Origin of the sequence: Stenotrophomonas sp. SMYL41 (genome assembly GCF_036319965.1) — a bacterium.
Lineage (GTDB): Bacteria > Pseudomonadota > Gammaproteobacteria > Xanthomonadales > Xanthomonadaceae > Stenotrophomonas > Stenotrophomonas maltophilia_R.
The window spans coordinates 23,773-46,763 of record NZ_JAWIRX010000025.1 but is presented as its reverse complement, the minus strand read 5'-3'; the positions used below and the strand labels follow the sequence as shown (position 1 = coordinate 46,763).

Annotated in this window: 23 protein-coding genes and 7 tRNA genes; 14 read left to right on the top strand and 16 right to left on the bottom strand. The window is 66.5% G+C overall.

Annotation, left to right across the window (positions count from 1 at the left end):
- Positions 1-14: 14 nt before the first annotated feature.
- Positions 15-818 (bottom strand): redoxin family protein, encoded by an 804-nt coding sequence (locus V3B30_RS21120; protein WP_262084393.1) that lies wholly within the window; start codon positions 816-818, stop codon positions 15-17.
- Positions 819-899: 81 nt separating this feature from the next.
- Positions 900-1,967, bottom strand: a complete 1,068-nt coding sequence (locus tag V3B30_RS21115) for a helix-turn-helix domain-containing protein (RefSeq protein WP_100473173.1) — start codon at positions 1,965-1,967, stop codon at positions 900-902.
- Positions 1,968-2,153: 186 nt separating this feature from the next.
- Here V3B30_RS21115 and V3B30_RS21110 point away from each other — a divergent pair, with 186 nt between their 5' ends.
- From V3B30_RS21110 to V3B30_RS21080, 7 genes are all read left to right on the top strand, one after another.
- Positions 2,154-2,552 carry a heavy metal-responsive transcriptional regulator gene (locus V3B30_RS21110; RefSeq protein WP_100473174.1) on the top strand — a complete coding sequence of 133 codons (399 nt, stop codon included), beginning with the start codon at positions 2,154-2,156 and terminating at the stop codon, positions 2,550-2,552.
- 103 nt (positions 2,553-2,655) lie between these two features.
- Positions 2,656-2,731: transfer RNA gene (locus tag V3B30_RS21105), tRNA-Ala, on the top strand.
- A gap of 54 nt (positions 2,732-2,785) precedes the next feature.
- A tRNA-Glu gene (locus V3B30_RS21100) sits at positions 2,786-2,861 on the top strand.
- Between the two features lie 184 nt (positions 2,862-3,045).
- Positions 3,046-3,121: transfer RNA gene (locus V3B30_RS21095), tRNA-Ala, on the top strand.
- A gap of 48 nt (positions 3,122-3,169) precedes the next feature.
- Positions 3,170-3,245 (top strand) — tRNA-Glu (locus tag V3B30_RS21090).
- Between the two features lie 46 nt (positions 3,246-3,291).
- Positions 3,292-3,367 (top strand) — tRNA-Ala (locus V3B30_RS21085).
- A gap of 47 nt (positions 3,368-3,414) precedes the next feature.
- Positions 3,415-3,490 (top strand) — tRNA-Glu (locus V3B30_RS21080).
- 139 nt (positions 3,491-3,629) lie between these two features.
- On the opposite strand, the gene V3B30_RS21075 is transcribed toward V3B30_RS21080, so the two are convergent.
- Positions 3,630-4,046: a GNAT family N-acetyltransferase gene (locus tag V3B30_RS21075; RefSeq protein ID WP_100473175.1), complete on the bottom strand. Its 417-nt coding sequence runs from the start codon at positions 4,044-4,046 to the stop codon at positions 3,630-3,632.
- Positions 4,047-4,123: 77 nt separating this feature from the next.
- Here V3B30_RS21075 and V3B30_RS21070 point away from each other — a divergent pair, with 77 nt between their 5' ends.
- Positions 4,124-5,080: an SOS response-associated peptidase gene (locus tag V3B30_RS21070; RefSeq protein ID WP_262083120.1), complete on the top strand. Its 957-nt coding sequence runs from the start codon at positions 4,124-4,126 to the stop codon at positions 5,078-5,080.
- 45 nt (positions 5,081-5,125) lie between these two features.
- Here the strand turns inward: V3B30_RS21070 and V3B30_RS21065 are convergent, their stop codons facing one another.
- Positions 5,126-5,323, bottom strand: a complete 198-nt coding sequence (locus tag V3B30_RS21065; protein ID WP_075677767.1) for a hypothetical protein — start codon at positions 5,321-5,323, stop codon at positions 5,126-5,128.
- Positions 5,324-5,392: 69 nt separating this feature from the next.
- Entirely contained in the window at positions 5,393-5,773 is a 381-nt protein-coding gene (locus tag V3B30_RS21060) for a response regulator (protein WP_188485166.1), read from the bottom strand.
- A gap of 133 nt (positions 5,774-5,906) precedes the next feature.
- On the opposite strand from V3B30_RS21060, the gene V3B30_RS21055 reads away from it, so the two are divergent.
- The 3 genes from V3B30_RS21055 (at position 5,907) to V3B30_RS21045 (ending at position 8,163) form a co-directional block, all read left to right on the top strand.
- Positions 5,907-5,992: transfer RNA gene (locus V3B30_RS21055), tRNA-Leu, on the top strand.
- Between the two features lie 70 nt (positions 5,993-6,062).
- The gene (locus tag V3B30_RS21050) at positions 6,063-6,416 is read left to right on the top strand and encodes a GNAT family N-acetyltransferase (protein ID WP_262083121.1); all 354 of its coding nucleotides are present in this window, start codon (positions 6,063-6,065) and stop codon (positions 6,414-6,416) included.
- 304 nt (positions 6,417-6,720) lie between these two features.
- On the top strand, positions 6,721-8,163 hold the full coding sequence (locus V3B30_RS21045; RefSeq protein ID WP_262083122.1) for a GGDEF domain-containing protein: 1,443 nt from the start codon (positions 6,721-6,723) through the stop codon (positions 8,161-8,163).
- On the opposite strand, the gene V3B30_RS21040 is transcribed toward V3B30_RS21045, so the two are convergent.
- Positions 8,160-9,986, bottom strand: a complete 1,827-nt coding sequence (locus tag V3B30_RS21040) for a methyl-accepting chemotaxis protein (RefSeq protein WP_262083123.1) — start codon at positions 9,984-9,986, stop codon at positions 8,160-8,162. The two genes, V3B30_RS21045 and V3B30_RS21040, sit on opposite strands and share 4 nt — an antisense overlap.
- A gap of 551 nt (positions 9,987-10,537) precedes the next feature.
- Between V3B30_RS21040 and V3B30_RS21035 the strand changes: the two genes are divergently transcribed.
- Entirely contained in the window at positions 10,538-11,626 is a 1,089-nt protein-coding gene (locus tag V3B30_RS21035) for a DUF5694 domain-containing protein (protein ID WP_262083141.1), read from the top strand.
- Between the two features lie 62 nt (positions 11,627-11,688).
- On the top strand, positions 11,689-11,979 hold the full coding sequence (locus V3B30_RS21030) for a putative quinol monooxygenase (protein WP_262083124.1): 291 nt from the start codon (positions 11,689-11,691) through the stop codon (positions 11,977-11,979).
- A 1-nt stretch (position 11,980) separates the two neighbouring features.
- Here V3B30_RS21030 and V3B30_RS21025 read toward each other — a convergent pair whose 3' ends face one another.
- The 10 genes from V3B30_RS21025 to V3B30_RS20980 form a co-directional block, all read right to left on the bottom strand.
- Positions 11,981-12,220 (bottom strand): hypothetical protein, encoded by a 240-nt coding sequence (locus tag V3B30_RS21025; protein WP_238381588.1) that lies wholly within the window; start codon positions 12,218-12,220, stop codon positions 11,981-11,983.
- A gap of 165 nt (positions 12,221-12,385) precedes the next feature.
- The gene (locus V3B30_RS21020; RefSeq protein ID WP_262083125.1) at positions 12,386-14,569 is read right to left on the bottom strand and encodes a PAS domain S-box protein; all 2,184 of its coding nucleotides are present in this window, start codon (positions 14,567-14,569) and stop codon (positions 12,386-12,388) included.
- Positions 14,570-14,776: 207 nt separating this feature from the next.
- Positions 14,777-17,164, bottom strand: coding sequence for a Tex family protein (locus tag V3B30_RS21015; RefSeq protein WP_100473186.1), 2,388 nt, complete (start codon positions 17,162-17,164; stop codon positions 14,777-14,779).
- Positions 17,165-17,371: 207 nt separating this feature from the next.
- Positions 17,372-17,587: a hypothetical protein gene (locus V3B30_RS21010; protein ID WP_006452005.1), complete on the bottom strand. Its 216-nt coding sequence runs from the start codon at positions 17,585-17,587 to the stop codon at positions 17,372-17,374.
- 379 nt (positions 17,588-17,966) lie between these two features.
- A complete protein-coding gene (locus V3B30_RS21005) occupies positions 17,967-18,419 on the bottom strand; it encodes a hypothetical protein (RefSeq protein WP_100473187.1) in 453 nt (150 codons plus the stop codon).
- Entirely contained in the window at positions 18,416-18,613 is a 198-nt protein-coding gene (locus V3B30_RS21000) for a PspC domain-containing protein (protein WP_202908150.1), read from the bottom strand. Before V3B30_RS21000 ends, V3B30_RS21005 begins: the two co-directional genes overlap by 4 nt.
- Positions 18,614-18,686: 73 nt before the next feature.
- Entirely contained in the window at positions 18,687-19,061 is a 375-nt protein-coding gene (locus V3B30_RS20995) for a YfeK family protein (protein WP_100475212.1), read from the bottom strand.
- Positions 19,062-19,113: 52 nt separating this feature from the next.
- Positions 19,114-20,181 (bottom strand): class III poly(R)-hydroxyalkanoic acid synthase subunit PhaC, encoded by a 1,068-nt coding sequence (locus V3B30_RS20990; RefSeq protein WP_262083126.1) that lies wholly within the window; start codon positions 20,179-20,181, stop codon positions 19,114-19,116.
- Positions 20,178-21,266 (bottom strand): class III poly(R)-hydroxyalkanoic acid synthase subunit PhaE, encoded by a 1,089-nt coding sequence (gene phaE / locus V3B30_RS20985; RefSeq protein WP_262083127.1) that lies wholly within the window; start codon positions 21,264-21,266, stop codon positions 20,178-20,180. The genes V3B30_RS20990 and phaE overlap by 4 nt, the downstream gene beginning before the upstream one ends.
- Positions 21,267-21,288: 22 nt before the next feature.
- Positions 21,289-21,903 carry a CDP-alcohol phosphatidyltransferase family protein gene (locus V3B30_RS20980; protein WP_100473191.1) on the bottom strand — a complete coding sequence of 205 codons (615 nt, stop codon included), beginning with the start codon at positions 21,901-21,903 and terminating at the stop codon, positions 21,289-21,291.
- Between the two features lie 347 nt (positions 21,904-22,250).
- Between V3B30_RS20980 and V3B30_RS20975 the strand changes: the two genes are divergently transcribed.
- Complete coding sequence (locus V3B30_RS20975; protein ID WP_262083128.1) at positions 22,251-22,901, top strand: class I SAM-dependent methyltransferase; 651 nt, start codon at positions 22,251-22,253, stop codon at positions 22,899-22,901.
- Positions 22,902-22,991 lie beyond the last annotated feature (90 nt).

The window sequence follows — 22,991 nt, the reverse complement described above, 5'->3', positions numbered from 1 at the left end:
GATGCCCGGGCAGGCTACCGCAGCCGGCGCAGTTTGTGTTCAAGACCGGCCGCAGTCAGTTCGCCCAGGTGCAGTTCACGCAGGCGCCCGTCGGCATCGAAGAAGAGCGTGGAAGGATAGGCCTGCACGCCTAGCACGGTTGAAGCGGCAGCGTCATCGTCCAGCAACACGTTGCCCAGCACCAGTCGTTCGCTGGCGAGGAAACCCTGGACCTCATCCAGGGTTTCGCCCTGGTTGAGGAACACAAACTGCACCTCGGTATACGTCTGCTGTGCGGATGCCAGCACCGGCATTTCGCGTCGGCAGGGGCCACACCAGCTGGCCCAGAGATTCAGTACCACCGGTTTGCCCCGGAACTGCTGCAGGTCGATCACGCGCCCCTGCAGATCGGCCACGTTCACCGCCGGCAGCGGCATCCGCTGTGCCTGCCATGCCGCCAGCAGGTGGCTACCCGCCGCCCAGAGCACCACGCCCGCCAGCGCCCCCGCCAGCACCGGCGCACGCAATGCATGCCATGGCCTCAGCCGCCAGACACCCCATGCCAGGCCTGCAACCAGCGCGACCGTGAGGTGATACCCACCATCGGCGATCTGCAGGATGCTCCAGGGGGCCTCACGATAGAGCGCGAAGTTCAAGGCCACGAAGCTGATGCGTCCGCATAGCAGGCCGATCAGCAACATGTCCAAGACCATGCTTGCCGCGGAAGGCACTGCCATCCCGTCCTTCCGACGCGGCCACAGATGTGCCACCGCCATGGCCAGCAGCACGCACATCAGGATCAACACCACCGGCATCGGCACCGGCCCAACACTCGACATCAGCCCACCTGTTCCAACATCCGTTGCCTGCATGGTCGAGGCGTCGCGCCCAGGTTGCAAGCGCGACGCCCACCGCAGGCATCAGGCCGCGCTGCGCGGCATCTGCATGCCAGGCACCGGTTGCAGCCCGCGCAGGCTGCCCGCCACCGATGACAACAGCGGCCGCTCGCGCCGCTTGTTGTTGACCAGCCGACGATAGTTGGCCGGCGTCATTCCGACGATGCGCAGGAACAGGCGGCGGAAGGCGCTCTGGTCGGCGTAGCCCACGCCCCAGGCCACTTCATCGATCCCCGCCCCCTGCTGCAGCAGCGTCTGCGCCTTGGCGATACGCAACCGCTGGCAATACTCGATAGGACGCAGCCCCGTGGCCTTCAGGAAGCGCCGCTGCAGGGTCCGCGGCTCCAGTCCGGAAACCTCACAGATCGCGCCGAGCGTGGCGCCGCGCGCAGCCGTGGTATGCAGCCAGCGCTGCGCCTTCAGCACATCACGATCACCGTGAGCGAAGTTGGCACTGAAGCGCTCCAGATCCTGCTGGATGGCTGCCGGCACCGTGATTCCCAGCTGCTGCGCCACGGAACTCGCCACCCCCTGGCCATACAGCCGATACAGCAGTCGCAGGCCGAGGAAACGCCACGCCTGGGAACCGGCCACCGTCAGCAGGTCGCCATCATCGACCAGCGCGCGCTCACTGGGTACCCAGCTGGCAGCTTGCCCCTGCAGGCCGGGATGGCGCCCGAGGTCCGGCCCACTGACCGTGCGCCCGGCCAGCAGACCGGCACGCGCGAGCATGCTGACACCATCGCTGGCCGCCGCCAGCAGACTGCCACCGTCGTAGTGCGCGCGCAGCCAATCCAGCAGGACCTCATCGGCACGCAGGCAGACGCCTTGGCTGATCTGGCCAGGCACGGCGATTACAGCGGGAATGTCTGCCTCGAGCATCTCCGCGCCGGCGATGCGATGCACGCCGGTCTGGCTGGCCGGCACGATCCAGCGGGTCACCAGGACACGCTTGAACGGACGGCGCTGTTGCTGGGCAAGCCGGTTGGCCACATGTGCCATTTCAGTCAGCACGGAGGCGGCCGATGGGTCGCCTCCCGGGTACTCGACCACCGCGACCTCGACGAATCCTTCGTTTCTGAATCCTTCCACAGACCATCTCCTCGGTTCGTTGCAGGCCATCCAGCGGCCGGTTCAGGCGCAGGGTAGGAACTGCCTCGAGGGTGGGGCTATGAAGAAAGTTGCAAAGTGCGCTGAATGCGCCCTCATCGGCGGGGCCTTGACCCTGGACCAGACTCAAGGCTTCACAATGGCCGGCGGCATCTGCAGGAATCCCCCATGAACATTGGTCAACTGGCGCGCCAGGCCGGCGTACCGATCGATACGGTGCGCTACTACGAGCGCCAGCAGTTGCTGCCCACGGCGGCACGCTCAGCCGGGGGCTACCGCATCTTCGGCGAGCAGGACCTGCGCAGGCTGCGCTTCATCCGCCGTGCCAAAACGCTGGGTTTCAGCCTGGAAGAAATCGCCGAACTGCTGGCGCTCAGTGACCGCCACCCGCAGGACATGGGCAGCGTGCGCGACACGGCGCAGGCCCGACTGAGGGACATCGCGCAGCGCATGGCCGAACTGCAGCGCATGCACACCGCGCTTTCGCAGCTGGTCGACGCCTGCCCCGGCCACGGCACACTGGATCAATGCCCCATCCTGGCGGCACTGACCGACGACGCCCCCTGAGTACGGACGACCACCATCCGCCTCGCAACGCGCGTGAAGAAAAGTGCAACAAATGCTTGCCAACCCCCTGGGGCAAGGCTATTATTTCGCTCCTCAGCGACGTGGGGCCATAGCTCAGCTGGGAGAGCGCCTGCATGGCATGCAGGAGGTCAGCGGTTCGATCCCGCTTGGCTCCACCAATCTTTCGGCATTAGGCCGCCGAAAGGTCGCTAAAGAACATTGATGAGAATTGCGTCCCCATCGTCTAGAGGCCTAGGACATCACCCTTTCACGGTGGCGACCGGGGTTCGAATCCCCGTGGGGACGCCACTCATCACGAACAACGAGGACCCGGCCGATAACCGGGTCTTTTTTGTTCACCGCCTACCGGCATTCAGGTTGTGGCGTTGCGGGTCCCCTGCCTTGGTGGCAGCGGTTGAACCGGAACGAAAAAAGTTCTGAAAAAGCTTCCACAAACGTGAACACGCAGGTATGATAGGCGGCTCGGCAACACGGGGCCATAGCTCAGCTGGGAGAGCGCCTGCATGGCATGCAGGAGGTCAGCGGTTCGATCCCGCTTGGCTCCACCACTTTCGACATTAGGCCGTCGAAGGTTCTACAACTTGAAGTTTTCGTGCGTCCCCATCGTCTAGAGGCCTAGGACATCACCCTTTCACGGTGGCGACCGGGGTTCGAATCCCCGTGGGGACGCCAGTTTCAAAACGGACTCTGCTCCCGGCAGATCATCCGGAGTTTCATTGGGGCCATAGCTCAGCTGGGAGAGCGCCTGCATGGCATGCAGGAGGTCAGCGGTTCGATCCCGCTTGGCTCCACCACTTCGACATTAGGCCGTCGAAGGTTCTACAACTTGAAGTTTTCGTGCGTCCCCATCGTCTAGAGGCCTAGGACATCACCCTTTCACGGTGGCGACCGGGGTTCGAATCCCCGTGGGGACGCCAATTCTTGGAAACCCCGGCTTCGGCCGGGGTTTTTCTTTGCCCGCGATTCCTGGGAAGGCCCTATCCACGCATGGCGTGGATCTACTGCAGGTCCCCGGTAGATCCACGCCATCGTGGATGGCTTCACCCCGATTACGGCTCAGAACCGCCGATACATCCCGATCGATGCTGGTGCCGTGGGTGCGAAACCAAACTGGGCGTACAACCGATGCGCCTCGCCATCGGCCAGCAGGCTGACGTACGCCGATGGCGGCAGGTTGGCCTGCATCCAGCCATCCAGGCGCCGCATCACCTCCTTGCCCAGTCCCTGCCCCTGCAGCCGCGGCAGCACCGCGATATCGCAGACCTGCAGATGGCAACCGCCATCGCCGACGATGCGCCCCATTGCCACCAGCTCACTGCCCTGGTACGCACAGACACCAAACAGCGTGTTGGGCAGTGCGCGCGCAGCTGCTTCCCGGGTCTTGGCGCTGAGGCCGGCCAGTACACGCAGCTGGCAGTAGTCCTCGACCGTGGGCACGGCTTCGCGGAACTGGCAGGCGATGGAATCGTTCATGCGGTATCTCCCTGTAGGTCGGGCTATCCTGCCGCATCCACGTCGCAGCTGCTGCGACCCAGGCCCTCCACAGTCCCATGTGCTATTCCGCCCTTATCCGCGCTGACTACGCCAAGCTGGTACGCGAGTTCGGCGCCATCCTGTCGCTGGAAGAGTTCGCCGAACTGTACGCACACGATCCGGGCAAGAAGCGGCCGAAGACCCCGAAGGCGATGGATGACGGATTCGCCGGCGCGCGTACCGAACAGGGACGGGACATCGTGACGAAGATCCAGCAATGGCATGCGCAGGAGCGGCAGGCACTGGAGGCCGAACTGGCCCGGCAACGCGAACGACGCGATATCGCCCATGCCACGCTGGCCACCCGGCCCACGCAGAAGGCACGCCATGACCTGCGCGTGGCCGGCAACCGCATCGAGCGCGCGCAGGCCCGACTGGAGGACCTGCATCGGGTGCAGTTGCTGCCGCGCGACAACCGCATCTTCCCTGGCACCTACGCGCCGGTGATGGTCAGCGAGAACGGCCAGCGCGTGATCAAGCCGATGCGCTACCAGTGCCGGCTGCCGGACAAGCCGGCGCGCAACGACGTGCTGTACCCCGGCACCTACAATGCGCGGCGCGACAGCCTGGAGGGCTACTGGCGGGGTGCGTTCGGACTGCGCCACGGCGTGGTAGTGGTGCAGGCGTTCTACGAGCACGTGCCACGCCACGCCATCGCCGGCCGCACCCTCGGTGCCGACGAAAAGGAACAGGACGTGGTGCTCGAATTCCGTCCCGTTCCGCCCCGCGACCTGCTGCTGGCGTGCCTCTGGGCGGAATGGGAAGGACCGGAAGGCCGCCTGCTGTCGTTTGCCACGATCACCGACGCACCTTCCAGCGACGTCGCCGCGGCCGGGCATGACCGCGGCGTGGTACCGATCCGCAGGGAACACCTCGACGCCTGGCTCAATCCCGACCCGGATGACCTGGCGCGCCAGTACCAGATCCTCGATGACCGCGAGGAGATCCGTTACGTGTACGAGGAAGCGGGCTGAGCGCCAGGCGCAATTGAAAAACCCCGCCTGGGCGGGGTTCCTGGTTCAGGGGTTGCCGCCGCACATCGCCTCTTCGCAGAAGGCCTGTTCCTGCAGGCATTGCTCAACTTCACCGCCGCGCGCGATGCAGCTCTTGTAGAGCTGGAAACAGGGCTGGCCGCACCATGCGGCAGACGCCGTACCACCGAAGACCGCCATCGAAAGGACACCCGCAGCAACCATGCGCTTGATCCACTTCTGCATGCCACTCTCCTTGTAGGCCTGAGCATTCAGGCCCCAGCAGCATACCCCCGCCGGTGCACGGCGAGCGGCTCAGGCCTGGACGCTGGAGCGGCCAACCGCACGCGCCAGCGCCCGCGACAGATCGGCTGACAGGTACGGCTTGACCAGCAACAGACCCGCCAACATCGGCGCCGGCAGCTGCTCGGCCAGCATTCCGGTGGCCAGCACGAACGGAATGCCACGTGCCGAAAGCGCTGCGGCCACCGGCTCACTGGTCTCGTTGCGGGCCAACCGGTAGTCCAGCAGGGCCACGTCCGGGGTGCTCTGCTCGAGCAGCTGCAGGGCTTCGGACACGCTCGCTGCGAGCCCGACCACGGTCGCACCGGCATGCACCAGCTGCATCTGCAGCAGGGCTGCACTCATTTCGTCGTTCTCGACCACCAGCACCCTCAGGTCCTGCAACACTGTCATCAGCTACCCCCTCCTGGAGGCAATTGCACACTGGGAGTATAGCTACCAAGGAGCCAATGCCGACAGGAACCGCCCTGATAGGCCCTCCTACTATGCATCTCCCGCCGACCTCGGTTACACTCGCACGCTGCCTGCCGGTGTGGCGGAATGGTATACGCAGCTGACTCAAAATCAGCCGGGGGTAACCCCATGAAGGTTCGAGTCCTTTCACCGGCACCACTGCATCAAAGGCCAGGTCCCCGACCTGGCCTTTTGCATTTTCAGGGCCGGGGCGCCGACACTGGCGACGATGCCAACGCCCGCCCTGCCCACGCTCCCTGCAACGCTGCCCGCACGGCTGCGTCCACTGCACGTGGATGATGCTGCCGCCTGGTCCCGCTATCTCTCGCTGCCGGGCGTGACCGGGCACACCAGCTGGGGCGACGTTTCCGAAATGGCACTGCGACGCCAGATCGCCAGTTACCTGCCCACGGCAACGGACCAGCGCTGGGCGCTGGTGAACGCCGACGACCAGCTGATCGGCACCGTTGGCCTGAACGGAATCGACCTGTCGCATGGCCGCGGCGAACTCGCCTATGATCTCGATCCGCGCTGGCAGGGTCAGGGACTGGCCACGCACGCAGCACGCGCGGTGCTCGAATGAGGCCGTGCCGCACACGCCCTGGTCCGTATCCAGGCGACCGTCCTGGACAGCAACGCCCGCTCGATCGCCGTGCTGGAACGCCTCGGCATGCAGCGCGAAGGCCTGCTGCGCGCTTACCGGCGGGTTCGGGGACAGCCCCGTGACTTCTGGATGTATGCCCAGGTGGAAGGCTCTGCGTCACCTCGATGACACACAACTGCGATCTACGGCAAGGTTTAAAATAGACGTAGCTCACACTTTTCTTGCCAGCCTCACCTACTTCTGCCTATCGTGATCCCAGCCGGAGCTGGGGGCGGGGGAATGCATGACGTTGCGTGCGGCACTGTTTTTCCTGGTCACGCACGCGCTCGTCATTACCTTTGTCGGCCCGCAGGACCCGATCGGCTCCTACCTGATGCTGATCACCGCCCCACTGCTGGCCGCACTGGCCTGCGTGCGGCGTGCACGTGACAGCCATCAGGCGGCCTGCAAATGGCGGACGCTGGGCGCTGCGGTCGGCTTGTTCTCGCTGGCCCTGCTGGCCCTGCTGTACCGCAATGTGGCCGGCCTCGATCCTGCGCAGATGACCGTACCTTCACTGGTTCTGTACGTGTTCTACCGGATTCCCCTGACCTACGTGGCCGCCAGCCCAGGCGGTGGCAACCGCTACATCCGCGCGGTGGACCTGCTGATCATCGGGTTGCTGTGGCTGTTGTACTACGGGCACACGCGGGCGATGGCGCACTTCAATACCGCCCTGTGGACGCAGTGCCTGAACACCATGAGCAGCGTGCAGAACAGCCTGGTGTTCTGCTTCGCACTGATCCGCTTCCTGGCCGAGGACAATGCCGACCGCCGTGACTTCTTCCGCACGTTGACGATCTACGCGCTGGGCTACTTCCTGTTGGCGTTCTACATCAGTACCTGGCAGCCGCAGGTACCCGATGGTGGCTGGGGGGACCTGCTGATCAGCGGGCTGTTCGTGCTGTTGGCCGTGCTGGCCGGCAGCCTGCACCGCCCACCAGCAGTGGCTGTGCCGCGCAACCTTCGCCGCATCGTCGATGCCAGCGCGCCACTGATGCTGCCGTTGCTGCTGATGATGGTGGCGCTGCTGGTCGCACGCCTGCAGCCGACCCTGGCCTCGGTCGGTTTCATCGGTGCCCTGCTCGGCTACGCGCTACGCAGCGTGCTGACCCAGGCCCAGATCCAGCGCGAGCGCGACGAACTGGCGCTGCTGGCCCGGCGCGATCCGCTGACCGGCCTGGGCAACCGCCGCAACTTCGATGAATCGCTCGTCAGCGCGCGCGGTCGCGCTCGCCGCCAGGGCATGGGGCTGGCGGTGCTGATGATCGACATCGACCACTTCAAGCGACTCAATGACACCTACGGGCACCCGGAAGGTGATCGCCGCCTGCAGGCGGTCGCCGCGATCCTCGAGGGCTGCCTGCAACGCGGTGATGACCTGCTGGCCCGCTATGGCGGCGAGGAATTCATCGCTGCCCTGCCCGCGCCCGACGCAGCCCACGCCTTGGACCTGGGCGAGCGCCTGCGCGCCGCCGTGGAAGCCGCCGCGCTGCCCGCCGCCGAGGCTTACGTGACCATCAGCATCGGCGTGGCCTGGCAGGCCGCACATGAGCAGGCCGACCCGCGCGGCCTGGTCGACCGCGCCGACCAGGCCCTGTACCGCGCCAAGCATGCCGGCCGCAACTGCGTGCAGGCTGCCCCGGGCCTCGAGACCGGGAAACAGCCCTCCGACCGCTTGGCCTAGACCGCGCGCAGCACCGCCGCACCATGCATATGCCCAGCCCCGCCCTGCACGCGGAAGCTGGCCACGGTCTGCAGCAGCTGCGCCGACTGTTCTTCCATGCTGCGCGCCGCGGCGGAGGCTTCCTCTACCAGCGCGGCGTTCTGCTGCGTGCCCTGGTCGATCAGGTCGACGGCATGGTTCATCTGCTGGATGTCGTCGCTCTGCTGCTGTGCTGCCGTGCTGATCTCGGACATCAGGTCACTGACCCGGCGCACGTTGACCACGATCTCGTCCATGGTACGGCCGGCGCTCTCAACCTGCGCCGTGCCGGCGCCCACATTGGCAACCGATGCATCGATCAGCTGCTTGATCTCCTTGGCTGCGCTGGCCGAACGCTGCGACAGCTCGCGGATCTCGGTAGCAACCACGGCGAAGCCACGCCCGTGTTCACCTGCTCGCGCCGCCTCCACCGCCGCGTTCAACGCAAGGATGTTGGTCTGGAAGGCGATGCCGTCGATCACACCGATGATGTCGACGATGCGCCGCGAGGACGCGTTGATCACCGCCATGGTCTCGACCACTTCGTGCACCACGTTGCCGCCGCGCGCGGCGACATCAGCGGCGCCTCCGGCCAGCTGGCTGGCCTGCCGTGCGTTGGTCGCGGTGCGCTGCACGGTCTCGGCCAGGCCCTTCATCGACACCGCGGTCTCCTCCAGCGACGCTGCCTGCTGCTCGGTGCGCTGCGACAGATCGCTGTTGCCCTGCGCGATCTCGGTTGCACCGACCGCGATGGTGTCGGCGGCGAACTTGATCTGACCGATGATCGCGGCCATCGCCTCGACCAGCGAATTCACGCCTTCGCACAGCTCGGCGATCGGCCCGCGCTTGTCGGTGGTGGCCACGCGCTGGGTCAGATCACCCTGCTTGGCGGCAGCCACCACCTCGCGGGTCTGCGCCACGGCACGCTGCATGGCCTGGTTCTCATGCACCTGCGCGGTGATGTCGGTGGCGTACTTGACGACCTTGAACGGCTTTCCGTTGAGGTCCAGGATCGGGTTGTAGGACGCCTGGATCCAGACCTCGCGCCCGCCCTTGCCAAGGCGCCGGTACTGGCCGGCATCGTATTCGCCACGGCCGAGCTTCTCCCAGAACTGGCGATACTCGATGCTGCCGCGATGCTCGGGCTCGACAAACAACGAATGGTGCTGCCCGCGCACTTCGTCCAGGCTGTAACCGGTGGCGGCCAGGAAGTTGTCGTTGGCCGACAGGATGCGGCCATCCATGCTGAACTCGATCACGGCCTGCGACTTGTCGATGGCAGCCAGCTGGCCGGCCGAGTCGGCCGCCTGCAGCTTCTGCGCGGTGATGTCAGTGGCGAACTTGACTACCTTGTACGGACGCCCCTGACGGTCCAGCACCGGGTTGTACGAGGCCTGGATCCAGATCTCGCGCTGGTTCTTGCCGAAACGCCGGTACTGGCCAGCGTCATATTCGCCACGTCCCAGCCGCGCCCAGAAGTCACGGTATTCGGCGCTGCGCGCCTGCTCGGGATCGACGAACAGGGAATGGTGCTTTCCCTGGATATCCTCCAGCCGGTAGCCCATCGCCTGCAGGAAGTTGTCGTTGGCCTGCAGGATGGTGCCATCGAGGGCGAACTCGATGACCGCCTGCACGCGATGCAGCGCCGCGACCTGGGCTTCAAGTTCGGCGCGGTCGGTTGCCATCGACTCGGTGCCGGTCCGCTGCTGCGGGGCAAGGGCACCCAGCAGCGCGCGCCACGGCGACCAACGGGTATGCAGTTCGGCCGGCGCCTGCGCGTCCGCCGTGAAGCCTGGAATGAGCATTGTCTGATCCTCGGTGTCCGGTAAGCGGTTGCGATCCGACGGGCGGGATGCCCGGCGGCAACTTCGGTTGCTTGGGACTGCAGGTGCCCGCAGGCACCCCTCGAGCAGCTGGCAAGAACGTCTGGTGCGGGTCCGATCAGCATTGGGGAGCGGCGGAACACACTGCGCGGACCGCCCATCGGGGCAGTCTGGGGTCCTGCGGCGGGTGGCTGGAGCGGGATCCAGAGGGAGTATCGGCGATGCCGTCGGCCGCTTTAGCGGGATTCCGCGACGTCCGTCGCAACTCCGTACATTGCAGACGGAATGTGGTCGACGATTGCCGTGTACTTCACGTTCCGCTCATGTGCCACAACCTGCCCACCAAGGGACTCAGGCCCTCCCCCGCCACCGGGTAGCGGAATGCAGCAATGCCTGAGCATTGAATAAAGCATCGCTCAGCAGAAGGATGCAGCTCAAGGCAGAAAGGTTTACATGACCAATGCGGGATTCCCCAGCAGGAAAAAGCGAACAGCATGAAGGTCCCGCAGGACGCTCATCGACATGGAGATCGCATGTTCCCTCGCATTGCCACCCTTCTCTTCCTGGCCATGTGCAGCAACAGCGCGCTGGCCACCGACACAGCCTATCGACCGGCCTTCCACCCAGACCGGTTGAAGGGCCCCCCAGCCGGGCGCCCGAACGAAGTGCTGGTACTGGGCACCACCCATTTATCCGGCCTTCCCACGTCCTTCCAGCCGGCCTCGCTTGAGCCATTGCTGCAGCGACTGGTCGCCTGGAAACCCGAGCTGATCGCTACCGAAGACCTGTCCGGCCTCCAGTGCGATTTCATGCGCCGTTATCCGGCCCGCTATGCGGAGAGCGTGGCCACCTACTGCTTCGACACCACCGCTGCGCAGGTTGCGACGGGACTGGACGTGCCTGCGGCGAACACCCAGGCCGAGCGCCTGCTCGCAACCTGGCCGAACAACCCGACGCCCGCACAACGTCGTCGGCTCGCCGCGCTGTTCCTGGCAGCAGGCGAACGCGGCTCAGCGCAGGTGCAGTGGCTGCGCCTGCCTGCGTCCGAGCGCAAGGACGGTGATGGATTGACTCCGGCGCTGGTCGAGATCCTCGACAAGGGCCTGGTTCGCCGCAATGAAACCCATCTGATCGCCGCCGAAGTCGCCGCCCGCCTCGGGCATGAGCGCCTGTGGGCCGTGGACGACCACACGGCCGATTCCCCCACACCCGCCGAGGATGAAGCGGCGGCGAGCGCGGCCATCACCGGTGCCTGGAACAACGCCCATACCCAGGCACGCAAGGACGCGGATAAACGCTTGTTGGCCGATCTGGACAAGCCCGGGGGTGTCATGGCGCTGTACAGGGCGTACAACAGTCCCACGGTAGCGATGACCGCTTACCAGAGCGATTTCGGCGCGACGCTCGTCGAGCCCTCGCCAAAAGCCTTCGGCAGGATGTATGTGGGCTACTGGGAAACGCGCAACCTGCGCATGGTCGCCAACATCCGCGATGTGCTGGGCCTGCATCCGGGCCGCCGCATGCTGGCCATCGTCGGCGTCTCGCACAAGGGCTACTACGAGGCTTACCTCAACCAGATGCACGATGTGCGTCTGGTGAATTCGGACAATGTATTGCGTTGACGGTGAAGTGCCGGCCGGGCGCCGGCACTATCATCGGATGCCTCCCCTGCACGGACTAGCACATGCTGAAGGTGATCGCCGAAGACTTCATTTACCCCGAAGCCCTGAACCACGTCCTGCCGCTGTACCGGGAACTGGTCGCCTGCACGCAGCGCGAGCCACTGTGCATCAGCTATGAGCTGTTCGTTGACGAGAAGGATCCTGGGCACTTCGTCTTCATCGAGCTGTGGCCCGACCACGGCGCCCTCGACGCCCACTGCGTCAGCGAGCACTTCCAGCGTCTGGTGCCGCAGATCAATGCCTTCCAACGCGCGCCCTGCCGGTTCGTACTGATGAAGCCCGCTGCGCTGTAGATCATCCAGCGGTGGGCTGGCGCGGCGGCCGGCGGGAACGCCACAGCACCGCGCTTGCTGCCAACGTGCAGGCCAGCGTCAGCACCAGCAACGTCACCGCGCCGCCCTGCAGCACTGGCAGCAACGCCTTCGCATGCAAGTCGTCGCGCAGTTGTTCCAGGCGCAGCCAGCTGGCCAGCGCCAGGCACCAGCCAACCATGGCAGGCGCATAGGCGGCAACGACGTTTCGATTCCAGGCCATCATCGTCAGATCTCTTGTCCGGGGGAGGGGCGATTGTTCCGCCCTGCCCTCTCACGGACTGAGACGGGCCGGAGTGCCCCGCCGGGCATGGGCCGATGTCACCGCTCCAATCCAACGCCCAGTGCCCCATCGGCACCGCGCTGGCTCCCGGTGGTGCGGACCGGTTCAGCCCGGTTCGCCGTCGTCACCCGGACTTTCGGACAGCTCGCCCTGTACCTGCACGTTGTTGCGGCCCATCGCCTTGGCCCGGTAGCACTGGGCATCAGCCGCAGCCACCGCCTGGTCCACGCTCATGCCGCTGGCCAACGGCGCGATACCAATGCTGGCACCGACCCGCAGCCGGTCCTGGTCCCACGGAATCGACAGGGAGGCCAGCGTGTGCAGCAGTTCACCACCGATACGGGCCGCACGACGTGGCGTGCAACCGGACAGGATCACCGCGAATTCGTCCCCCCCCAGCCGCGCCACCACGTCCGAATCGCGCACGCCATGGCGCAGCACGCTGGCCACCGCCCATAGCACGGCATCACCGGCCAGATGGCCCCAGGTGTCGTTGACCGGCTTGAAGCGGTCCAGATCGATGTACATCAGCGAGGCTGCCTGGCCGGTGCGCTCGACGCGGGTGATCGCCTGCTGCAGGTGCACCTCGAAGCCGCGGCGGTTGCTCAGCTCAGTCAACGGATCGATCTCGGCCAGGTGCCGGGCTTCGCGCTGGCGCGCGCGCTGCTGGGTGTCGTCGCGCAGCACCCAGACTGCACCGCGCACATGGCCTTCATCATCGCGCAGCCAGGCGCGGGTCAGGTCCACCGGTACCGTTGCCGTGCCCAGCCGCAGCAGCAGGTCGGCGTGCAGGTCCACCGCATTGCTCTCCGGGTCCAGCAGCACTGACACATCCAATACCGAGCCGGGCGCGTACTCGGTGGTCAACGCCAGCACGTCCTGCACCTTGTGTCCGGCCAGCGACAACGCGCCATCCCCGGCCAGGGTACGCACCGCGGCCGCGTTGGCGTAGTCGATGCGGCCATCAAGGCTGACGCTGAGCACCAGGTCAGCCACCGCATCCAGGGTGATGCGGCTGCGTTGTTCACTCTCGAACAGGCGCTGCTCGCTGCTGCGCTGGGCGGTGATGTCCTGGATCTGCGACACGAAATGCAGCGGTTCGCCATGCTCGTTGCGCACCAGCGACACCGACAGCCGGGCCCATATGATGCGGCCGTCGCGGTCGAGATAGCGCTTTTCCAGGTGGTAGTGGCTGCGCCGTCCGTCCAGCAGGTCCCGCACCAGGGCCAGGTCGGCCTGCAGGTCATCGGGATGGGTCAGGCGCTGGAAATCGACCTGCAGCAGCTCTTCGCGCGGGTAACCCAGGATCCGGCACAGTGCGTCGTTGACATCCAGCCAGCGCCCCTCCAGCGAGACCAGGGCCATGCCCAGCGCGGCAGACGTGAACGCCCCGGCGAACTTCTCCGCCGAAAGCCGCGCCTCCGCGCGCGCCTGCAGGATTTCGGTAATGTCGATGGCCATGCCGACATAGCCGATGCGCGCGCCTTCGGCGCCATCCATGCGGCTGATCGACAGGCGCACCTGCCGTGGCTGGCCGTCCTTGCGCAGCAACATCCACTGCCGCGAATAGGTCTGTCCGTCGGCGCGTGCACTGAGCGCTTCGAACACGTCAGGAAGATTGCCATGGGCATCGGCCAGCGGTCGCATCCATGCCTTCAGCTCATCCGGATCGTGGAAGGCATCGAGCCGCCGTTGGCCGACCACCTCCGCCGCGCTGTAGCCCAGCAGACGCTCCGCCCCCGTGTTGAACAAGGTGATGGTGCCATCGGTATCGGTGGCGATCACCGCTACCTCGTCGGACGCATCGACCACGGCCTGCAGGCGTTGCCGGGTCTCGGCCGCGTCCTGCCTCGCCTGCTGCAGCTCGGTGACATCGGCATGCGCGCCGGCCATCCACAACGGCTTGCCCTGCCTGTCCCACTCGAAGACCCGCCCGCGGTCCTGGATCCAGATCCACTGGCCGTTCTTGTGGCGCATGCGCAGCAGGCAGGCGTAGTTGTCGCTGCGTCCTTCGAAATGCTCATCCAGCGCCGCATCGGACAGCGCGATGTCATCGGGATGCACCAGCTTCAGGAACGTCTTCTGGCAGATCGGTTCCAGCTCTTCCAGGCGGTAACCGACAATCTCGGCCCAGCGCGCATTGACCCGCATCTCGCCGGTCTGCACGTTCCACTCCCAGGTTCCCGCAGCGGTACCGTCGATGATCATCGCCAAGCGGCGACGCTCTTCCGCCAACTCCTGCAGGCGGCGCTCCAGCAGTCCATTGCCGTGGGTGCCCTGGCCCGGCATCAATCCGGTCCCCTGCCGGCACGGGCAGGCGCCGGCCGCAGCGGAGCGCTGCGGCCTGCAACGATGACGGCGGGTCGTGCTGGCGTCATGGCCCTCCCCAGCGACAGCGGGGAGGCCAAACGCCCCCCTCAGGCGCAAGTGTGCGCAATCACGGGGAAAACCGACAAGTCCCCCGCCACGAATCAAGCGTGACGGGGGGCACGATCCTCAGCTGCGCTTGGCCCGTGCAAAGGCCTCGGCCAGGGCATTGTTGGCCGGCGGCGCAGACTGGGCCGGACGGCCGCCAGCGCCCTGGCCGCGGTTCGGACCACGGTTCTGGCCGCCAGCGTCACGGCGCGGTCCTTGGCCCTGGCCGCGCTCATCACGCTGGCCCGGGCGGCTGGTGGCCTGGCCCGGGGTATCGTCCAGGCGCCGGGTCAGGGCGATGCGCTTGCGCGCCACATCCACCTCCAGCACCTTCACCTTGACGATGTCACCGGCCTTGACCACGTCGCGCGGGTCCTTCACGAAGGTATCGGAAAGCGCCGAAATGTGGATCAGGCCGTCCTGGTGCACGCCGATATCGACAAAGGCACCAAACGCAGCCACGTTGCTGACCACACCTTCCAGCACCATGCCCTCGCGCAGGTCCTTGATGTCCTCCACGCCCTCGGCGAAACGCGCCGCCTTGAACTCCGGGCGCGGGTCGCGGCCCGGCTTCTCCAGTTCCTTCAGGATGTCGCGCACGGTCGGCACGCCGAAGGTGGCATCGGTGAACTGCTCGGCCTTCAGGCCACGCAGGAAGCTGCCATCACCGATCAGTGCCTTGATCGGGCGCGAGGTGCTGGCGACGATGCGTTCAACCACCGGATAGGCTTCCGGGTGCACCGCCGAGGCGTCCAGCGGCTGGTCACCATCGGCGATACGCAGGAAGCCGGCGCACTGCTCGAAGGTCTTTTCGCCCAGGCGCGCGACCTTCAGCAGGTCCTTGCGACGCTTGAACGGGCCGTTGTCGTCGCGATGGCGCACGATGTTCTCGGCCACCGTGGCCGACAGGCCGGACACCCGCGACAGCAGCGCAGCCGACGCGGTGTTCACGTATACGCCGACCGCGTTCACGCAGTCCTCCACGCGTGCATCCAGCGCCCGTGCCAGGCGGTACTGGTCCACGTCGTGCTGGTACTGGCCAACGCCGATCGCCTTGGGCTCAATCTTCACCAGTTCGGCCAACGGATCCTGCAGGCGGCGTGCAATCGACACCGCGCCACGCAGCGACACGTCCAGGTCCGGGAACTCCTTGGCCGCGAACTCGGACGCCGAGTACACCGACGCACCGGCCTCGCTGACCACCACCTTCTGCAGCTTCGGATTGGCGGCGGCCTTGATCGCTTCGCCGGCCAGCTTGTCGGTTTCGCGGCTGGCGGTGCCGTTACCGATCGCGATCAGTTCCACGTTGTGCTTGGCGCACAGCTGCTTGATCGTCTGCAGCGACTGCTCCCACTGCCGGCGCGGTTCGTGCGGATAGATCGTGTCGGTGGCGACCAGCTTGCCAGTGGCGTCAACCACAGCAATCTTGCAGCCAGTACGGATGCCCGGATCCAGGCCGAGTACGGTCTTCGCGCCGGCCGGCGCGGCCAGCAGCAGGTCCTTCAGGTTGTCGCCGAACACCGCAATGGCCTCGGCTTCGGCCTTCTCGCGGGCCTGGTTGAACAGGTCCAGCAGCAGATGGGTATGCAGCTTGGCGCGCCAGGTCAGGCGGCAGGCATCCAGCAGCCAGCGGTCAGCGGCACGACCGTGGTCGGCGATGCCGGCCTTGCGCGCCACGCGCCCTTCGGCGTACTGGTGGCCGGCCTCGGCATCGCTGCCCGGGTCCAGCTCCAGGAACAGGATCTCCTCGCGGCGCGCACGGAACAGTGCCAGCAACCGGTGCGACGGAATCTTTGCCAGCGCCTCTGCATGCTCGAAATAATCGCGGTACTTGGCACCTTCGGCTTCCTTGCCCTCCGCCACGCGCGCGCGGATCACGCCGGTCTCGCCCAGCCAGGTGCGCAGCTCACCGACCAGCGCGGCATCTTCGCCCCAGCGCTCCATCAGGATTGCGCGCGCTCCCTCCAGCGCGGCCTTGGTGTCGGCCACACCCTTGTCGGCATCGACGAAACCGGCGGCGAAGATCTGCGGGTCCTGCGTCGGATCGGCCAGCAAGCCGTCGGCCAGCGGCTCCAGGCCCGCCTCACGGGCGATCTGGGCGCGGGTGCGGCGCTTGGGCTTGTACGGCAGGTACAGGTCTTCCAGCCGGCTCTTGGTATCGGCCGCCAGGATGTCGTTGCGCAGTTCGTCGCTGAGCTTGCCCTGCTCGCCAATGCTGGCCAGCACTGCCGCGCGGCGGTCTTCCAGTTCGCGCAGGTAGGTCAGGCGCACTTCCAGGTTGCGCAGCTGGGTGTCGTCCAGGCCTCCGGTCACTTCCTTGCGGTAGCGCGCGATGAACGGAACGCTGGCGCCCTCGTCGAGCAGGCCGACGGCGGCGCGTACCTGGGCGGTCTGGGCACCGATCTCGTCGGCGATGGTCTGGGCGATCTGCTGGGCGAGCGCGCTCTGGGCGTTCTTGGCGTCGTGCATTGCTTCAGGTCTGTGCCGCATTACGGGAAGACCCCATTCTGGCAATCCACGACGGAGCCGGACAAGGCATTGACAGGGGACGAGGTTCAGCGGCCAGGCCGGATTGGACGCCGGCATCCTGGCGAAGAGAGGGCTCGGACTGGCCCTGGGCTGGGATGCCGGCGCGGGCGCACGATGGTGGGCGCGCCCTGCCGCGTGTTGCGAAGGTCAGCGGTAGTGGCGGGCCGCGCGCTGCATGACGATGTCGTCGCGCATGCTTTCCAGGGCCATCAGGCGGACCTTGCCGACACCCTGCAGTTCCATGAACCGCTCCGTGTAGAACTCCGGCCCCAGCGCGGTGTCAGCGCGGGATTTGCTGAAGCCGTAGGGCACCACGCCCTTCTCGCCATCCTTGCTACCACCGACATAAAGAACGATTGCCATGTGATGTATTCCTCCAAATTGCTACTGCGTACTGCACTCGATGAGCGATGCTGCGAGCTCATCGGGGGAGAGCTTACCGCGTCGAACCTGACTGGAACGTCACGAAGGCTAATGACGATCGGTTGCATGCAGATGACTGCGGGATCGCAGCAGAATGCTTACGGATCTTTAACCTCCGGCTAACGAACCCGCAGGGGATTCCCGCCGACGGCGCTGCCCCTTGTGGGTGGTTTGGGGGTGATCGCGAACAGCCGGTTTCCCGTGGGCTGGCCGGGTGGCTGGGACTGGCGGGGACGCCGCGAACCCATCCCGCCCGGCCCAATCGCATGGAAACGCATTCCGCGACCAAGGCACGAGGGGCTGCGCCGTTGGCGGGAACCTACGGCCACCAGCCACGCCCGAACCGGGCGAAATGATCCGCCGCGCGCTCGAACGGATTGCGCGCACTCACTCCGCCACACAGCAGGTACACCGGCAGGTACAGTGGCCCCAGCACCATGTACTGGTACACGTGTGCGCGCTCGTGGTCGTCCAGCCGGATCAACGGTTCCACGCCCCACCCCGCCTGATGCGCATAGGTGCGGCAGGAAATGCCAAGATCGTGGCCGGTATGCAGAATCACATTGCCCAGTGTGATCGCCCCACCCGGCCCCCACGGCCAGCGGTCGAACACCAGCGCACAATCCCGCCCGCTCCATCGCAGCGTCGCGCCGCCGAGCATGCCGGCCAAGCCGCCGATCACGCCGATCAGTGTGTTGGGCAGCGTCCATGCTGCGCCCAGCGTCTGCAGCGCGCGCAGCCAGAGCCGCCAGGGTCGAGCGGCGGTGTTCAATCCGCCTCGTTCGGAATCAGCAGCCACAGGATCAGGTAGACCAAGATGCCAGGGAAGGCGGCCGAGGCCAGCGACAGCAGCACGTAGACCACCCGCAGGAGGGTGACGTTCCAGCCGAAGCGATGGGCAATGCCGCCCATCACGCCGGCGATCATGCGGTCGTTCAATGAACGCGACAGCGTCTTGGGCGTCATGTTCATGGCGGTGCCTCCTCGGCTTGCGGGCAGAATCAGTCGAGCACGCCGCGACTCTACACCGCCCCCATGTCTACGGCGTGCGGTGACGCAGTGCCTGCAGGCGGGCACCGAACCAGGCCGCTGCGGTCTGTTCAGGCTGCCCCGGGCACTGGATGCGGTAAGGCTTGCCGCTCATGCTGCTCTGGCTGGCGGCGCGCTCGATGAACTGCTCGGCGCTGTCCACCATGTCCTTCTTCAGCAGGTAGTCGTACTTGCGCTGCAGATGCGCGCGCGCATCGCCGCCTTCATACCAGCTGCCATTGCGCTGGAACCGGCACTGGGAGCCGTCCAGGCTGGAGATCAGCTGGGCGATCTCCCGCCGTGCATCCGCACTGGGTGCGGCGTGGGCCACAGGCGCTGCCAACAGCAGTGCGGCAAGCAGCTTCGAAATCCTTTGCGACATCATCATTCTCCATGCAGTCGAGCATGGCTCGACGCTACAGAAATCGAAGCGGGCTTCACGCGTCACGCGCCTTCAGCCAGCCATCGATCGTCGCCGGCACTTCCCGCTGGGCACGACCAGACACATAGATACCAATATGCCCGCCACGGAAACTGGACTCGGTGTAGTCTTCGGTGCCCAGGCGCCCGCGCATCGCGCGCGAGGCATCCGGCGGCACCAGATGGTCCTGCTCGGCGTAGATGTTCAGCACCGGCAGAGTCACCTGCGACAGATCCACAGCTTCCTCGCCGATCCGCACCGTGCCGTTCACCAACCCGTTGCCCTGGTAGAACTGCTTGATGAAGTCACGGAACGCCTCGCCCGCCAGGTCCGGCGAATCGAAGATCCACTTCTCCATCCGCAGGAAGTCCTGCAGCGCCGCCTTGTCATCGAGGATGTCGAGCAGGCCCACGTACTTCTGCACGTTCAGGCGGAACGGCTTGAGCATCAGGTAGCTGGCATTCATCAGGTCAGCCGGGATGTTGCCCAGCGTGTCGACCAGCAGGTCCACGTCCACCTGCCGCGCCCAGTGCGAGAGCATGTTGTCGGCGGTCTGGAAATCGACCGGGGTGACCATGGTGATCAGCTTGCCCAGCTTCTGCCGGCGCAGTGCGGCGTAGCACAGGGCAAACACCCCCCCCTGGCAGATGCCAAGCAGGTCGACCGGGCCGCCACTGCGCGCGCGCAGCGCGTCCACTGCGCCATCGATGTAACGCAGCAGGTAGTCCTCCAGGGTCTGGAAGCGTTCGGAACGGTCCGGGTAACCCCAGTCCAGCACGTAGACATCCTGGCCCAGCGCCAGCAGCTTCTGCACCAGCGAACGGTCGGCCTGCAGGTCGACCATATACGGCCGGTTGACCAGTGCGTAGACGATCAGCAGCGGCGTGCGCCGGGCCGGTGCCTGCTCGCCGACGAAGCGGTACAACACCACCTTGCCGTCGCGCCAGACTTCCTCGCGGGCGGTCACGCCATAGTCCACGTCTTCCACCTGCGGCAGCAGCTTCAGCCCTTCCATCAGCTTGCGCTGCATGGCCAGGGTTTCCTGCATCAGGTCATCGGCGTTGAAGCCCAGCGGCCCCTTCATCGGTCACGCGCCCGAGTGGAAGTGCGAGGTGCGGCCTTCTTCGCAGACGCTTTTTTCGCAGGTGTCTTCTTCGTTGCGGCCTGCTTTGCAGGCTTTGCCGGCGCCGTCTTCTTCGTGGCCCTGCGCGCGGCCGGCTTCACCTTCGCCGGTGCGGGCTGTGCCACCGGATCGACTTCGCCCGTACCGGCCATGGCCACCACCTGCGCCTGCAGGCGGCGCAGGCTGCGCTCCAGCTCGGCGATGCGGCGGTGTGCGGCGTCCATCTCGCTGCGGGTCGGCAGGCCGATCCGTTCACTCATCTGTTCCACCTCGCGCTGCAGGCCGGCGCGCAGGCGCATCTGCGCGTTGCCCAGCGAGGCATACACCTGCTGGAACGGCTCGGACATGGCGACCTTGGCGTAGGCCTCCTCGGCTGCTTCGATCCACAGGTCGAACATCGCGCGGGCGCTGGTCAACTGGCTGCCCGGCTGCTCGTGCTCGGCCAGGCGTTGCTCGAACAGCGCGAAGGCCTCGTCCAGCGCCTGCTTGATCTGATCGACGTACGCGCGCGAATGCTGCTGGTATTCCTCCTGCGCACGCAGCAGGGCCTGCCAGCGCGCCTGGTGCTCGCGGCCGGGGCCGAATGCCGGGCTCTGCAGCCACGGACCGGCCTGCAGCTGGAACTGCTGCAGCCAAGCCGCGAATTCCGGTACCGCGGCGCCGGCGTGGGTGCTGCCGCGGGCGCCCTGCAGCATCCATTGCAGCATGCCGTCACCCTGCCCCTGCACCGCCTCACGCCACGCCTGGGCCACCTCGGCACTGCTGGCGTCGCGGCCGGCAAACCGTGCAGCGACTTCCTGCATGGTGCCGTACCAGCTGCCCGCCTGTTCGCGGAACCGGCGCAGGGCATCTTCCGGCGCGCCCGGCCCCTGTTCGGGCAGCAGCTGGCCCCACCAGTCGAACAGCCGTTTCCAGCTGCCCGGGTCATCGCCAGCCGGCGCACCGGGCGTGGTCGCATGGCGCAGGGCATCGCCCCAAGCGCCGAAGTACTGCCGCGCCAGGGTTTCGAAATCGCTGCTGCCGGCATCGTGGGCCGAGCTGGTCATCGCAGGCCTCCGCAGGGCTGGCTCATGGCTTGGGGATACGCAGGGTCTTGCTGATCATCAGCGACCCGGACAGGGCGAACAACAACACCATCGGATGCAGCTGCCACGGGCCGATCTGCCACTGGCCAAACCAGATGTTCTGGCCGATGGCATCGGTGCCGGCGGCGATCGCCAGCACGATCACCAGCACCAGGCTGGTCGGGATCGGGGTGCCCTCGAAATACTTGACCTTGCCCTCGTCGCCGGCCAGCGCCTCGGCGGTGACGTTGTAGCGCGCCAGGCGGCTGACGCCACAGCAGACGAAGTAGCTCAGCACCAGCCAATCCCAGCCGCCCTGCATGCCACAAGCGTACGCCAGCGCTGCCGGCGCCACGCCGAAGGAGATCACGTCGGACAGCGAGTCGAGCTCGCGGCCCAGGGTGGAGCTGGACTTGCGCCAGCGCGCGATGTGCCCGTCCAGGGCGTCGAAGATGAAGGCCAGCGGGATCAGCGCCATGCCGAACAGCAGGTACCCGCGCTCGCCGTCCTGCAGGAAGCGCATCGCGGCGAACACCGCACCGGTGCCGCAGAAAGCATTGGCCAGGGTGAACCAGTCGGCCAGCTGGAATTCGCGCAGCATCGAGAAGTGACGTTTCATGGGGTCTCACGGAGCATCAAGGCCCACAGGTTACCGCGAGCGCCGCCGCTGGCGACAGCGCCGACAGGATCCACCCTTCACCGCTCCCTCACCCATCCTCACCGGCGGTGAATTTTTCGCCACCCATCTTGACAGCCTAGGGGGGTGGCGCCTGTCGCGGCTTATCCACAAAGTTGCCCACGCGTAATCCACACCCCCTGTGGACAACCAGATCTCACCGACCGCGACGGTGGACATTTCCTCATCACCCTTCCGCGGGGTTTCCCTACTTCCCAAGCCGCGGAGTCGGCGCTATGGTCACCGGCGGGCCCGCCGCCGCCACGTCCGAAACCCACCGACGGACGACGATGACGATGCTGGATGCCTCCTCCCTGGCCGCGCAGCTGCGGCAGCCCCACGGCGACGCCGCACTGGCGGTGGCCGATTCAATGAATCGCAGCAACGGCGCGCTCAACCGCGCGGCGATCAGCCTGCTGGCAGTGTCGGCAGGCGAACGCATCCTGGAGATCGGTCCGGGCAACGCCGCCTTCGCACCCGAGCTTCTGCAGGCCGCCGACAGCCAGTACCTGGGGATCGAGCTGTCCTCTGCCATGGTCGAGGCCGGCAATCAGCGCCTGGCCGCCGGCGGGCTGGCCGACCGTGCCGCGATGCGCCATGGCGATGCCCACCTCCTGCCAGTCAGCGATGCCTCGATGGATGCGGCGCTGGCAGTCAATACCCTGTACTTCTGGCCGAACCTGGCACCGGTGCTGGACGAACTGGCGCGGGTACTGCACCGGGGCGGCCGCCTGTGCCTGGCTTTTGGCGATGCTGCCTTCATGCGCAGCCTGCCGTTCGCTGCCGACTTCCAGCTGCATGAGCTGGACGCGGTGGAGCTGGCCCTGCGGGTATCCGGCTTCCGCGTCTCGGCTTGGCGCAGCCACCGCGAAACCGCGAGCGGCAATGACGGCCAGACCCGCGAAAAACACTTTCACCTGCTGCTGGCACAGCGGCGCTGAAGTGGTAGAGCCGGGGGCGGGGGGGGGGGGCCCCCCCCCCCCGGGGGGGGGGCGGGGGGGGGGCCGGGCCCCCCCCGCCCCCCAGCCCGC

What these genes read in the sequence shown, in the direction of transcription:
- V3B30_RS21120 (WP_262084393.1), bottom strand. Translation starts at nt 818, where the DNA reads ATGTCGAGTGTTGGGCCGGTGCCGATGCCGGTGGTGTTGATCCTGATG.
- V3B30_RS21050 (WP_262083121.1), top strand. Translation starts at nt 6,063, where the DNA reads ATGCCAACGCCCGCCCTGCCCACGCTCCCTGCAACGCTGCCCGCACGG.
- V3B30_RS21110 (WP_100473174.1), top strand. Translation starts at nt 2,154, where the DNA reads ATGAACATTGGTCAACTGGCGCGCCAGGCCGGCGTACCGATCGATACG.
- V3B30_RS21035 (WP_262083141.1), top strand. Translation starts at nt 10,538, where the DNA reads ATGTTCCCTCGCATTGCCACCCTTCTCTTCCTGGCCATGTGCAGCAAC.
- V3B30_RS21060 (WP_188485166.1), bottom strand. Translation starts at nt 5,773, where the DNA reads ATGACAGTGTTGCAGGACCTGAGGGTGCTGGTGGTCGAGAACGACGAA.
- V3B30_RS20975 (WP_262083128.1), top strand. Translation starts at nt 22,251, where the DNA reads ATGACGATGCTGGATGCCTCCTCCCTGGCCGCGCAGCTGCGGCAGCCC.
- V3B30_RS21070 (WP_262083120.1), top strand. Translation starts at nt 4,124, where the DNA reads ATGTGCTATTCCGCCCTTATCCGCGCTGACTACGCCAAGCTGGTACGC.
- V3B30_RS21040 (WP_262083123.1), bottom strand. Translation starts at nt 9,986, where the DNA reads ATGCTCATTCCAGGCTTCACGGCGGACGCGCAGGCGCCGGCCGAACTG.
- V3B30_RS20990 (WP_262083126.1), bottom strand. Translation starts at nt 20,181, where the DNA reads ATGAAGGGGCCGCTGGGCTTCAACGCCGATGACCTGATGCAGGAAACC.
- V3B30_RS21030 (WP_262083124.1), top strand. Translation starts at nt 11,689, where the DNA reads ATGCTGAAGGTGATCGCCGAAGACTTCATTTACCCCGAAGCCCTGAAC.
- V3B30_RS21065 (WP_075677767.1), bottom strand. Translation starts at nt 5,323, where the DNA reads ATGCAGAAGTGGATCAAGCGCATGGTTGCTGCGGGTGTCCTTTCGATG.
- V3B30_RS21010 (WP_006452005.1), bottom strand. Translation starts at nt 17,587, where the DNA reads ATGGCAATCGTTCTTTATGTCGGTGGTAGCAAGGATGGCGAGAAGGGC.
- phaE (WP_262083127.1), bottom strand. Translation starts at nt 21,266, where the DNA reads ATGACCAGCTCGGCCCACGATGCCGGCAGCAGCGATTTCGAAACCCTG.
- V3B30_RS21075 (WP_100473175.1), bottom strand. Translation starts at nt 4,046, where the DNA reads ATGAACGATTCCATCGCCTGCCAGTTCCGCGAAGCCGTGCCCACGGTC.
- V3B30_RS21025 (WP_238381588.1), bottom strand. Translation starts at nt 12,220, where the DNA reads ATGGCCTGGAATCGAAACGTCGTTGCCGCCTATGCGCCTGCCATGGTT.
- V3B30_RS21020 (WP_262083125.1), bottom strand. Translation starts at nt 14,569, where the DNA reads ATGCCGGGCCAGGGCACCCACGGCAATGGACTGCTGGAGCGCCGCCTG.
- V3B30_RS20980 (WP_100473191.1), bottom strand. Translation starts at nt 21,903, where the DNA reads ATGAAACGTCACTTCTCGATGCTGCGCGAATTCCAGCTGGCCGACTGG.
- V3B30_RS20995 (WP_100475212.1), bottom strand. Translation starts at nt 19,061, where the DNA reads ATGATGTCGCAAAGGATTTCGAAGCTGCTTGCCGCACTGCTGTTGGCA.
- V3B30_RS21000 (WP_202908150.1), bottom strand. Translation starts at nt 18,613, where the DNA reads ATGACGCCCAAGACGCTGTCGCGTTCATTGAACGACCGCATGATCGCC.
- V3B30_RS21045 (WP_262083122.1), top strand. Translation starts at nt 6,721, where the DNA reads ATGACGTTGCGTGCGGCACTGTTTTTCCTGGTCACGCACGCGCTCGTC.
- V3B30_RS21015 (WP_100473186.1), bottom strand. Translation starts at nt 17,164, where the DNA reads ATGCACGACGCCAAGAACGCCCAGAGCGCGCTCGCCCAGCAGATCGCC.